This is a genomic window from Mumia quercus, from assembly GCF_025506335.1.
Taxonomy (GTDB): domain Bacteria; phylum Actinomycetota; class Actinomycetes; order Propionibacteriales; family Nocardioidaceae; genus Mumia; species Mumia quercus.
Genome location: NZ_JANZYO010000006.1, coordinates 162,794 through 174,630, shown reverse-complemented (window position 1 = coordinate 174,630; position 11,837 = coordinate 162,794). Strand labels below are relative to the sequence as shown.

The following is an 11,837-nucleotide window of genomic DNA, read 5'->3' as shown; positions in this document are numbered from 1 at the left end:
GACAGAGGAGAACCCCGCGATGCCCACCGGCAGCTTCACGATGTACTCGACGCCCTGGTGCGGATACTGCAAGCGGCTCAAGAGCCAGCTCGAGCGCGAAGGCATCGTGTTCGACGAGGTCGACATCGAGCAGAACGAGGACGCCGCCTTCCTCGTGGAGCAGGCCAACGGGGGCAACCAGACGGTGCCGACGCTGGTGTTCGCCGACGGGTCCGCCCTCACCAACCCCTCGGTCGCGCAGGTCAAGGCCCAGCTGGCGGCGCTGAACGTCTGAGGCGCGTCACCGCCACTCCCCGTGGACGAGGCCGCCGTGCCAGCGCTCGATCAACCAGCGCGAGATCGACAGCGACCCCGGGAGCTCCAGCTCGCCTGACGCGGTCATCCGGGTGACCTCGTCTCGGCCGAACCAGCGTGCGTCGGCGGTCTCCGTGCCGTCGACGGTGATCCGAGTGGTCCGCGCGCGCCCGAAGAAGCCGAGCATCAGGCTCGACGGGAACGGCCACGGCTGGCTCGCCGCGTACCTCACCTCTGCGACCTCGACGGCGGTCTCCTCCATCGTCTCCCGACGGACGGCGTCCTCGAGGGACTCCCCCGGCTCGACGAACCCCGCGAGCGTCGAGTAGCGGTTCGGCGGCCAGTCGGGCCGTCGGCCCAGCAGGGCGCGGTCGGCGTCGTCGGTGATGAGCATGATGACGGCCGGGTCGGTACGCGGGAAGTGCTGCGCGCCGCACTCGGGGCACCGTCGCACGTGTCCCCCGTCGACGACGTCGGTCGGCGCTCCGCAGCGGGCGCACCGCGGGTGGGTCCGGTGCCACTGGGCCACCCCCACGGCGTGGACCGCCAGGCGCGCCTGCGCGAGGGGAAGCGAGGTCGCCACCGCCCGCAGCGGACGGCTCGGCTCCGGCACGCGGCGTACCATCACGGCCGCGTGCTCGACGCCTTCCACCGTGCCGAGGTAGAGACGATCCCCGTCGGGCACCTCGCCGGGGCTGCGCCACACGAGCCCGTCGTCGTCCGCGGCCAGGTGCTCGCCGCCCACGACCAGCACCGGGGTCGTCGGGTCGGACCAGAGCGCATCCATGAACGCGTCGTCCACGCGCCGCTCGGAGTGCCGGTTGTACGCGCCGTCGGCGAACGTGAATCCCTCAGCCACGGCGCCGAGCCTACGCCGCCGCGCTCACGACGCGCCGCGGCGTACGAGGGCCTCGAGCGTGGCGCGGTCGGGCAGGTCGTCGTGGCGGACCGTCGTGCCGAGCCGGACGTAGTGGAACGACGCGGTCACGCGCTCGAGAGCGATGCCGTGCTTCTCGGCCCACGCCACCCGGTAGACCGCGAGCTGGAGCGGGTCGGCGGTGGCGGTGCGACTCGTCTTCCAGTCGACGACCTCGAAGCCGTCCGGGGTCCGGTAGACCGCATCGATCCTGCCGTTCACGAGCTGGCCGCCGAGCCGCAGCGTGAACGGTTCCTCGATCGCGTACGGCACGCGGTCACCCATCGGCCCGGACTCGAAGGCCCGGATGACCTCCGCGAGCTCGAGCTCGTCGTCGATGTCGGTCTCGTCACGGCCCGGAAGCTCGTCGTCACCGAGGAGGCTCTGCTGGGAGAAGTGCGCCTCGACCCACGCGTGGAAGCGCGTGCCGAAACGCGCAGATGGCGCAGGCGGCCGCGGGAGCGGGCGCGCGAGGCTGCGGGCGAACGCGGCAGGGTCCTTGTCGAGCGCGATCAGCGAGGTCGCCGACAGGTGGGGCGGCAGCGGGACCTCGATCGTCTCGGCGCGCTCGCGGCGCGCCTCGGCAAGGAGACGCTCGATCTCCTCGTCGAGGACGGCCAGACGCGCGGCGACGTCGGGGGCGAGGACGTCAGCCTCCGTGCCGGCGACCTCGAGCTCGGGCTCGGGCTCGGCCGCGAGGCGGCGGACGAGTGCCGCGGCTTCCCGGCGCCGCGCGAGCTCGTCCGCGTCCGGCTCGACTGGCCAGGCGACGGACTCGGTCCGACCGCGCAGCGGGTTGGTGGCGTCGTCGTCGGGCGCCGGCGTCCAGAGCTCGGGCTCGTCGCCTCGGCCGCGCAGCCAGGTCACGACGGTCTCGAGGAACGGGCTGGGCTCCGACGGCTTCTGGCGCGTACGGCTCCACCGGCTGGCACTCGTCACCAGGAGCCGGCGGGCCCGGGTGAAGGCGACGTACCCGAGGCGTACCTCCTCCATCTGGGCGTCGGCTCGCATCGCCGCCCGGAAGTCCTTGTCGCCGGCGCGGCTCATCTCCTCCATCACCGGGAGCTCGGCGCCGTCGCCGCGCAGGTCGTGCGGCAGGGCGTGGGCGACGCTCGTCCAAGCCGGGCGCGAGCGCGGGGACGGGAAGACGTCGGCGGTGAGGAACGGGACGAAGACCGCGTCCCACTCCAGCCCCTTGGCGGTGTGGACCGTGAGGAGCTTGACCGAGTCGGCGTCGGACGGAGAGGCCACCTCCAGGCCGTCGTTGAACCGCTCCTCCGCATCGAGGTAGGCCAGCACGGCAGACAGCGACGCCGACGGGTCGTTGGCGACGAAGTCGGAGACCACGTCGTGCAGCCGCGCGAGGTTGTCCTGCGCGACCTGCGCGGCCCATCCGGGCGTCGACGCGAGCTCGACGTCGATCCCGAGCGCAGCCACGACCTGCCGCAGGAGGTCGGCGGGCGATCCTCCGGCGCGCCGGCGCAGCCCTCGGAGCAGGCGGGAGAGCTCGGCGAAGCGGGCGCGGGCCTCGGCGGAGTACGGGAGGCGGAGGCGGTCGTCGTCAGGGCTGTCGACGGCGTCGGCGAGCGAGACGACCTCGGAGGGGTCGGTACCGCGGACGGACCGCTCCAGCTCCTCGGCCAGCGTCTCGCCCTCGACGTCGTGGACCGCGCCCACCAGCATGCGGGCGCGCCTGCCCAGCAGCGCGAGGTCGCGCGGCCCGATGCGCCACCGCGGGCCCGTCAGCAGGCGCAGCAGGGATGCGTTGGCGGTCTGGTCGGCGAGCACGCGCAGGGCGGAGACGACGTCGGAGACCTCTGGCTGGCTCAGCAGACCCGCCAGGCCGACGACCTCGACGGGGACGCCGCGCCCGCGCAGGGCCGCGACGAGCGACGGGATCTCCGACCGGGTCCGGACCAGCACCGCGATCTCGGACCACGACGTCGGCTCACCGTCACGCCCCTCGTGCGCGGCGACCACCTCGTCGACGAGCCACGCGATCTCGTCCACGACCGTCTCGTGCAGCGCGGCACGCACGGTGCCACCCTCCGTGCCGTCGGCCGGCACGAGCGGGCGTACGACCTCGGTGACCTGGTAGTACGGCGCGGCCACCCGGTTGGCGACGTCGAGGATCTCGGCACGGCTGCGGCGGTTGACGCGCAGGTGGAACAGGCTTCCCTCTGCGGCGCGGTCCGGGTCGGCCGGGAAGTCGTCGAGGAACGCCGTGAGGTTGCTCGCCGCCGCGCCCCGCCACCCGTAGATGCCCTGGCACGGGTCGCCGACCGCGGTGACGCAGTGGCCGAGACCCTCCCCCGCCTCACCCGAGAACAGGCCCTGCAGCATGTCGCGCTGCGCGACGGAGGTGTCCTGGTACTCGTCGAGGAGCACGACCGAGAACCGCTCCCGCTGCGAGCGGGACACCTCGGGGCACTCCACCGCGAGCCTGGCACCGCGCTCCATCTGGTCGGAGAAGTCCACGACGCCCGCCTCGGCCTTGGCGTCGCGATAACGCTCGACCAGCGACACCAGCTCGTCGCGCCGACGCGTCGTGGCGGTCAGCTCGTCGTGAAGCTTGAGCCGCTTCGTCTCGACGATCGCGCGCTCCACGTCGACGCGCAGCTCGGCGTCGCACCGACGCACCTCGTCGGGCGTCACGAGGTGCTCGGCCATCTGGCCGTCGAGACCGAGCACCTGCCCCACAAGGTCGGGCAGCGAGGTCGTCGCGTGCGCGAGCGGCCCCGGGTACGAGGCGATCGCACGGAACGCCCGCTGGAAGCGCGAGGCATCGGTCGTGATCCGCAGGTCCGGCTCGAACCCGAGCAGCAGGCCGTACTCGCTGATGAGCGTGCCGGCGTACGCGTGGTAGGTCGACACGGTCGGCGTGCCGTGGCGCTCGAGCAGGTCAGGGACGCCCGCGTCGCGCGCGAGCGTGTCGAGCGCCTGCCGGACGCGGTGCGCCAGCTCGGCGGCGGCCTTGTTGGTGAACGTGAGTCCGAGGACCGAGCCCGGGAGGACGCCCTCGTGCCCGACGAGCCACACGACACGGGCCGCCATCACGGTCGTCTTGCCCGACCCGGCGCCCGCGATGATCGCGCTCGGCCGGTCGGTCGGTGCCTGGATCGCGGCCATCTGCTCCGCCGAGAAGGGGATGCCGAGGACCTCGCGCAGATGGTCGGCGTCACGGATCAGCAGCGGCAGCGTCGCAGCGTCGCTCACGAGGCCTCTTCCTCGGGGGTGCACCCGGCCGCCGCGGCGCCGGGCGCGACCGTGTCGAGGACCGACGCGCCCTCCGTCTTCGCCGGGCACACCCGGGCGAACGTGCAGAACTGGCACGCCTTCGGGCTGGGGGTCGCGACCCACTGCTCCGTACGGATCGTACGGACGGCGTCGGACAGCGCGCGGTAGGCGAAGAACGGCTCGTCGCCCGGACCGTCCTGCGGCTGGACCTTGGGGCTCTCCGGGCGCTTGGCCGACTCGGCGACCCGAAGCTGGACCAGCTCGGCACCGCCGCTGCGGGCGCTGCGCCCGACGAGCTCGTCGACGGCACCCTCCTCGACCGCGACCTGGTAGACGCCGAGCTGCGCGTGCTCGGCAATCTCGCTCCCGGAAGGGGCGTGCTTGCCCGTCTTGAAGTCGACCACGTGCACCAGCCCGGCGGCGTCGACCTCGACGCGGTCCATCGAGCCGCGCAACGTCACCTTGTCGCCGTCGACGCCGAACGTCACGGAGAACGCGTGCTCCGCGGCGAGCGGGCGGCGCTGCCCGGCGGCCTCCTGCTCGGCGTGCCACGTCGCGAAGCGTCCGATCGCCGCCCGCGCCTCCTCCCGCTCGCGCTGGGCGACCCACGGCGCGGCGTAGCCGAGGCGGTCCCAGACCGCGTCGAGTGTCGCGTCGAGCCCCGCGGGATCGGCGGCCGCGCCGCTGCGGACGACGTCGGCGGCGAGCGCGTGGACGAGCAGACCGAAGCCCTGCGCGGACGAGCTGACCGTCTCCCCCTTGGCCTCGTGGGAGAGGAACCACGACAACGGGCACGAGACGACGCCGTCGAGCGAGCTGCCGGAGAGCATGACCGGCTCGTCGACCGGGCGTACGGGCTCGGGTGACCGCGTCACCTCACGCAGCCCCCACCACTGCTCGGGATCGGCGGCGGCCGCGGCCTCCACGCCGCTCGTGCTCAGCCTCGCGAGGCGTCGAGCCGCGGCCTCCCGGACCGCCGGCTCGGGGCCGTACGTGGCGAGCTCGCGCAGCTCGGCGATCACCCCGCGCAGCGACATGCCGCGGCGCGGACGGCGCTCGGGCCGCGACGAGACGTGGGTCGCGTGACGTGCCACGTCGGCGAGGAACGGCGACGGCTGGTCACCGTCAGGATCGGTGCTCTCGACCGCCGTCACGACCAGCCGACGACGCGCCCGCGTCAGCGCCACGTAGAAGAGGCGCCGCTCGTCGGCGACCAGCTCGGCGGTCGTCGGAGCAGCACGGACGTCGCCGCGGGTCGCGCTGCCGCCGGGGAGTCCGTACGGGGTGGTGGCGTACGGGGTGGTGGTCTCGGCCGCGGCGAGCCGCTCGGCCGCGAGCAGCGTCCCGCGGTGACGGGCATCGGGCCACGTGCCGTCCTGGACGCCGGCGACGACGACGAGGTCCCACTCGAGTCCCTTGGAGCGGTGGGCGGTGAGCAGGCGGACGGCTGCGCCTCGCTGGCCGCGCTCCGCCAGGGTGTCGGCAGGGATCTCGTGCCGCGCGACCTCCTCGACGAACGCCGCGACACGCTGGCGTCGCTGGCTCTCCTCGGCACGGCTCGCGAGCGAGAAGAGCGCGACGACGGCGTCGAGGTCGCGGTGGGCGGCGAGCGCGTCGTCCCCTCCGGCGTCCACGGCCGCGAGGAGCCGACGCTCCCACCCCGTGCCCTTCCAGAGGGTCCAGAGCACGTGCTCGGGCGACGCCTGCTCGGCGACGAGCCGCGCGGCCTCCGCGATCAAGGACACTGCGCGGTGCGCGCGGCGCGCGATGTCGGCGGCACGCCCGCCGCGCCCGGACGGGTCGACGAGGGGCGCGACGAGCATCGGCTCCTGCGCGAGCGCGACGAGGAGCTCCGCCGAGCCGCGGGGCGCGCGACGCGTCCCGTCCTCGTCGACGGCGTCCAGACGACGCAGGCGCTGGCAGAGGATCCGCAGCTCAGCACCGTCGAGGTCGCCGAGCGGACCCGTGAGGAAGCGCTCGACGGTCTCCGGGTCGGGCACGTCGCCCTCGGCGAGGGTCAGCGCGAGCCGGGTCGCGCCCAGGAGCGCTCCCACCGACGGCTCCGTCCGCAGCGGCACCTCGGCGCCGGCCACCTCCACCGGGACACCCGCCGCGGTCAGCGCACGCTGCAGGCGCGGCATCGCCGACCCCGAACGCACCAGCACCGCCATCGCGTCCCAGTCGATGCCCTCCTCGAGATGGGCACGCCGCAGCATCAGCGCGATGTGGTCGGCCTCCGCCGCGGGATCGGCGAACGTCCTCACCCAGACCTCGTCGTCCTCGTTGCCCGGCGCGGGCTGCGGGGAGCGGAACCCGCGCGCCCGCACGGCCAGCGGCCCCAGCGGGATGCGCTCGGCGACCGCACGCGAGGCGCCCAGGATCTGCGGGCCGAAGCGCCGGGTGCTGCGCAGCGAGAGCACAGGCGCGGGTGCGCCGCCGCGCGTCGGGAACTGCTCGGGGAACCCGAGGATGCCGGAGACGTCGGCGCCCCGGAACGCGTAGATCGCCTGGTCCGGGTCACCGACCACGACCAGGTCGCCTCCGTCGCCGGCCAGCCCTCGCAGCAGCGCGACCTGAGCGGGGTCGGTGTCCTGGTACTCGTCGACGATGACGAAGCGGAACCGCTCACGCAGCCCGGGCTGGTGCTCCGGGTCCGCGACCACGAGACCGGCTCGGTGGACCAGCTCGGCGTAGTCGATGTAGTTCTGGGCGTCGAGGACGTCGAGGTACTCCTCGAAGAAGTACGCCGCGGCCTGCCAGTCCGTACGGCCGGCCGCCGCACCCGCCGCCGCGAGGTCGACGGGGTCGAGCCCCAGCGCCCGCGTCCGGGCCATCAGGCGCTCGAGCTCGACGGCGAAGCCCCGGGTCCGCAGGGCCGGAGCGAGCCGCGCCGGCCACGCCACCGTACGGTCGTCCAGCCCGCCAACGACCAGCTCCCGGATGCGCGTGTCGGACTCCGAAGCCGACAGCAGCTGGAGCGGCTCGGAGTAGCTCTTGGGGTCCTGGAACTCGCGCACCAGCCCGTAGCAGAACGAGTGGAACGTGGTGGCGAGCGGCGCGGCGACCGTACGGTCGAGGCGGGCGGCGACTCGGTGCCGCAGCTCCTCGGCGGCCTTGCGGCTGAAGGTGAGGACGAGCACCTCCTCGGGAGCCAGCCCGTGGCGCTCGATGCGGTCGACCACGGTCTCGACGAGCGTCGTCGTCTTGCCCGTGCCGGGGCCCGCGAGGACGAGAAGCGGACCGCCCGGATGGTCGACGACCGCCTGCTGGTGCGGGTCGAGCGCAGGCGCGGGAGCGCGCTCTGCGGGCGGCGGCACCGGCACGTACGCCGGCGGCCGGGGGCGGACCGTCATAGGGCTATTCGATCAGAGCGGACCGACAGTTCTCGGGATCTCGTACGCCGCGGCGCGCATGTCGACGCGGACCTGTTCGTCGAGCCTGCTGCGCATCGGCGTGCCCTCTTCGAGGTAGTGCTCGCGGGCACGTCCGCGCAGGGGTTCGGCGAGCGTCCCGTCGGCGCGGATCACCCGCCACCACGGCACCGCCGCGCCGTACGTCGCCATCACCTTGCCCACCTGGCGGGGCCCTCCGCGCTCCAGCGCCGCCGCCACCTGGCCGTACGAGACGACGCGTCCTGGCGGGATCTGCTCGGCGATCCGCAGGACGGCCTCCGCGTACGCCTCGGCGTCCTCCGCCTCCTCGGGCCCGCTCGCACTCACGCCCCCACCCTCGCACGCGCCCGCCCCTCGGGTACCCCAACGGGCCCGCACTGACCCGACCGTGCACACTCGGGTCAGTGCTGCTTCGCTCGGGTACCCGAGCGGGAGCCGCACGCGGCGCGGCGATCAACGCCCGAGGTAACGACGACGCGACCAGATCATCTCGTCGTGCAGATGCCGCGCGGTCGCCTCGGCCGGCGGGTGCACCTGCGACCAGACCAGCCGCGTCATGCCCCAGCGCTGCCGGCAGATCGCCGTCTCGCGGGCGCGCTCGTCCATGACGATCTGCTCCGGCGTCTTCTTCGGGTCGAAGCCGCGTCCGTACTTGATCTTGCCGTCGAACTCGACCACGTGGCGGAACTCCTCCCACGCGAAGTCGACCCGACCGATCAGCCGCCCGCTCGCGTCGACGATCTCGACCTGCGAGTCGGGCATCGGCAGCCTGAACACGTGGCACAGCCAGCGCGTCAGCGACTCGCCAGGCGACTCGGCCTTGGGATCGGCGAGCGCGAGCGCCGTCCTCACCGCCGGTGAGCCCTTGACGTGGGCGAAGTGCTCACCGACGCGCCTCAGCTCCTCCACGTCCGTGTTGCCGCTGTGCAGCGCGGCGTCGACGAGGACGAGCGCACTCGCGGGTCCGGCGCAGGTCCCCGCCTCCCAGACGGCCCACGGCAGCGCACTGACGGCTCGTCCGCCGATCTCCACCAGCTCGCGCGCGGTGACGGTCTCGTGATGGCGGGCGGTCGACGTCTTCCGACCGGACTGCCGGTCGAGGCGGGCCAGGTCGACGAGCCGGAGATCGTGGTCGACGAGCGGCAGACCGTGCTCGAGTGCGGCTGCGCGATGGGAGAGCGCCACGCGACCCGGGTTGAGGTCGGCCTCCAGCCGCGCCCGTACGAGGAAGCGCTGCTCCGGGCTCAGCCGAAGATACGTGTCGGCGAAGGCGTACCCTCCGCGCCGGAGGCGGACCAGCTCCCGCCGCTGCACCGCGGCACTGAGAAGACGGCTCCCCACCCCGACGCTCGTGGCATCGGCGGTGGTGAAGCCTCCACCGCGGGCTTCGGCCAGGATCCGCAGGTCGTCCATGCCGGAGAACACTGGCCGACCGTACGGGTGCCGGGGAAGGGCCGACCGCAGCGCCTGTGGACAACGTCCGCGCACCCATGGGTGGGGTACCCGAGCGGAACGACACTGACCCGACTGCGGACAGTCGGGTCAGTGCGCTTCGGCTGGGGTACCCCAGTGGGACGGACTCAGTACGAGGGCTGGGAGGGGTCGATCTGGTTCACCCAGGCGACGACGCCACCACCGACGTGGACGGCGTCCTCGAGACCCGCACCCTTGACGATCGCGAGCACCTCGGCCGAGCGGGCGCCGGACTTGCACTGGAGGACCACCTGCTTGTCCTGCGGCAGCTTCTCGAGCGCGGTGCCGGCGAGGAACTCGCCCTTCGGGATGAGGACCGAGCCCGGGATCTTGTTGATCTCGTACTCGTTCGGCTCGCGCACGTCGACGAGGACGAAGTCGCGCGAGCCCTCCTCGCGCTCCTTGAGCCAGCCCGCGAGCGTGGTCACGGAGATCGTCGAGTCCGCGGCGGCGTCGGCGGCCTCGTCCGACAGCACCCCGCAGAACGCCTCGTAGTCCTCGAGCAGCGCCGTCGGCGGCTCGGCGTTCGGGTCGCGACGGATCTTGAGCTCGGTCCAGCGCATCTCGAGCGCGTCGAAGACCAGCAGGCGACCGACGAGCGGGTCACCGATGCCGGTGATCAGCTTGATGGCCTCGTTGACCATGACCGAGCCGATCGACGCGCAGAGCACGCCCAGCACGCCGCCCTCGGCGCACGACGGCACCATGCCCGGCGGCGGCGGCTCGGGGTAGAGGTCGCGGTACTGCGGTCCCTCCTGCGCCCAGAAGACCGACACCTGGCCCTCGAAGCGGTAGATCGAGCCCCACACGTACGGCTTGCCGAGGATCACGGCCGCGTCGTTGACGAGGTAGCGCGTGGCGAAGTTGTCGGTGCCGTCGAGGATCAGGTCGTAGCCGGAGAAGATGTCCAGCACGTTGTCGACGTCGAGACGCTCCTCGTGGAGGATCACGTTCACGTACGGGTTGATCTCGGCGACCGACTCCTTGGCCGACAGGGCCTTGGACTTGCCGACGTCGCTCTGGCCGTGAATCACCTGGCGCTGGAGGTTGGACTCGTCGACGGTGTCGAAGTCGATGATGCCGAGGGTGCCGACGCCGGCAGCCGCGAGGTACAGCAGCGCAGGGCTGCCGAGCCCGCCGGCGCCGATCACGAGGACCTTGGCGTTCTTGAGGCGCTTCTGGCCGGCCATCCCGACGTCGGGGATGATCAGGTGCCGGCTGTAGCGGCGAACCTCGTCGACGGTCAGCTCGTCAGCGGGCTCGACCAGGGGTGCTAGTGCCACGACGTCTCCTCGGTCGGTGCGGTGCAGTCGGTACGGGGCGAGTGCCCCGTAGAAGTCGTCAACACCGTGCGGTGGCGCGGTGTTCCCGTGGGGCTCTGCGTCGTCCATGATGCCTCGCGCGTCCCGACCGTCGGACACCCGTCTTGCTCTGCGGACCCGACCCGGACCCGCCCCGCCCGCGCGGCCGGTTCCGGACGTCCCCACGCGCGCCACCCGTACCGGCAAGTAGGCCCGATATACCATCATGGGCGTGACCGACACCACGACATCTCGCCCACGAGGCGGCCGTCTCCCCCGCAGCGCCCGACGAGCACAACTCCTCGAGGCTGCCCGCGAGATCTTCGTCGACAACGGCTACCACGCGGCCGCGATGGACGACATCGCCGAGCGGGCCGGGGTCAGCAAGCCGGTCCTCTACCAGCACTTCCCGGGCAAGCTCGAGCTCTACCTCGCCCTTCTCGACTCCGCCTGCGACACGGTCGTCGACGCGGTGCGCGACGCCCTCGCGTCCACCGACGACAACAAGGCGCGCGTGCAGGCGACGATCGACGTGTTCTACAGCTACGTCGCCAGCGACCAGGCCGCGTTCCGGCTGGTGTTCGAGTCCGACATCACCAACGAGCCCGAGGTGCGCCGCCGCGTCGACCGGGTCAACACCGAGACCGCCTCGGCGGTGGCCGCGGTGATCCACGACGACACGGGCCTCCCCGAGGTCGCCGCCGAGCTGCTCGCGGTCAGCCTCGTCGGGATGGCCCACGTCGGTGCCCGCTACTGGCTCGACCAGGGCTCTGCGCTCTCGAAGGACGACGCCGTCGCGATGGTGAGCGCGCTGTCGTGGCGCGGCATCGGCGGATTCCCCCGTACGGACGAGCCCGAGCTCGGCTGAGCCCTCCGTACGCGCGCAGCGAACGCGCGTGATCGTCCGTGACGACCCGAGATAGCGTGAACCTGCGCCCCGGCTCCGGTGCGCGCATCCGTGACGAAGAAGAGAGGCACGACGTGGAGGTACGCATCGGCGTCCAGCACAGCCCGCGCGAGCTGTCGCTGGAGACCAAGGAGAGCCAGGACGCGGTCCTGCAGGCCTTCAAGGACGCAGGCGCCGGAGATGGTCTCCTGGCGTTGTCCGACGACCGCGGACGCAGCGTCGTGGTGCCGGTGGAGAAGGTGCTCTACCTCGAGTTCTCCGGCGACGGCGTCCGCCGGGTCGGCTTCGGCGAGTCCTAGACCGCCACGGTCCGACGG

9 protein-coding genes are annotated in these 11,837 nt (G+C 72.9%); 3 read left to right on the top strand and 6 right to left on the bottom strand.

What is annotated here, in order from left to right:
• Positions 1 to 19 precede the first annotated feature (19 nt).
• The gene (locus NYZ95_RS15440; protein ID WP_262852215.1) at positions 20 to 274 is read left to right on the top strand and encodes a mycoredoxin; all 255 of its coding nucleotides are present in this window, start codon (positions 20 to 22) and stop codon (positions 272 to 274) included.
• Positions 275 to 280: 6 nt separating this feature from the next.
• On the opposite strand, the gene nudC is transcribed toward NYZ95_RS15440, so the two are convergent.
• The 6 genes from nudC to moeZ form a co-directional block, all read right to left on the bottom strand.
• Positions 281 to 1,153, bottom strand: a complete 873-nt coding sequence (gene nudC / locus NYZ95_RS15435) for an NAD(+) diphosphatase (protein WP_262852214.1) — start codon at positions 1,151 to 1,153, stop codon at positions 281 to 283.
• Between the two features lie 24 nt (positions 1,154 to 1,177).
• Positions 1,178 to 4,426 (bottom strand): ATP-dependent helicase, encoded by a 3,249-nt coding sequence (locus tag NYZ95_RS15430; protein ID WP_262852213.1) that lies wholly within the window; start codon positions 4,424 to 4,426, stop codon positions 1,178 to 1,180.
• On the bottom strand, positions 4,423 to 7,800 hold the full coding sequence (locus NYZ95_RS15425) for an ATP-dependent helicase (RefSeq protein WP_262852212.1): 3,378 nt from the start codon (positions 7,798 to 7,800) through the stop codon (positions 4,423 to 4,425). Before NYZ95_RS15425 ends, NYZ95_RS15430 begins: the two co-directional genes overlap by 4 nt.
• A gap of 12 nt (positions 7,801 to 7,812) precedes the next feature.
• On the bottom strand, positions 7,813 to 8,166 hold the full coding sequence (locus tag NYZ95_RS15420; RefSeq protein ID WP_262852211.1) for an MGMT family protein: 354 nt from the start codon (positions 8,164 to 8,166) through the stop codon (positions 7,813 to 7,815).
• 126 nt (positions 8,167 to 8,292) lie between these two features.
• A complete protein-coding gene (locus tag NYZ95_RS15415) occupies positions 8,293 to 9,264 on the bottom strand; it encodes a type IV toxin-antitoxin system AbiEi family antitoxin domain-containing protein (protein ID WP_262852210.1) in 972 nt (323 codons plus the stop codon).
• 155 nt (positions 9,265 to 9,419) lie between these two features.
• Positions 9,420 to 10,595: an adenylyltransferase/sulfurtransferase MoeZ gene (gene moeZ / locus NYZ95_RS15410; RefSeq protein ID WP_262852209.1), complete on the bottom strand. Its 1,176-nt coding sequence runs from the start codon at positions 10,593 to 10,595 to the stop codon at positions 9,420 to 9,422.
• Positions 10,596 to 10,845: 250 nt separating this feature from the next.
• Here moeZ and NYZ95_RS15405 point away from each other — a divergent pair, with 250 nt between their 5' ends.
• Positions 10,846 to 11,481, top strand: coding sequence for a TetR/AcrR family transcriptional regulator (locus NYZ95_RS15405; RefSeq protein ID WP_372500495.1), 636 nt, complete (start codon positions 10,846 to 10,848; stop codon positions 11,479 to 11,481).
• 113 nt (positions 11,482 to 11,594) lie between these two features.
• On the top strand, positions 11,595 to 11,819 hold the full coding sequence (locus NYZ95_RS15400; RefSeq protein WP_262852207.1) for a DUF3107 domain-containing protein: 225 nt from the start codon (positions 11,595 to 11,597) through the stop codon (positions 11,817 to 11,819).
• Positions 11,820 to 11,837 lie beyond the last annotated feature (18 nt).

Bases quoted from the DNA above. Each gene is read 5' to 3' on its own strand.
- NYZ95_RS15425 (WP_262852212.1), bottom strand. From the start codon at position 7,800: ATGACGGTCCGCCCCCGGCCGCCGGCGTACGTGCCGGTGCCGCCGCCC.
- NYZ95_RS15440 (WP_262852215.1), top strand. From the start codon at position 20: ATGCCCACCGGCAGCTTCACGATGTACTCGACGCCCTGGTGCGGATAC.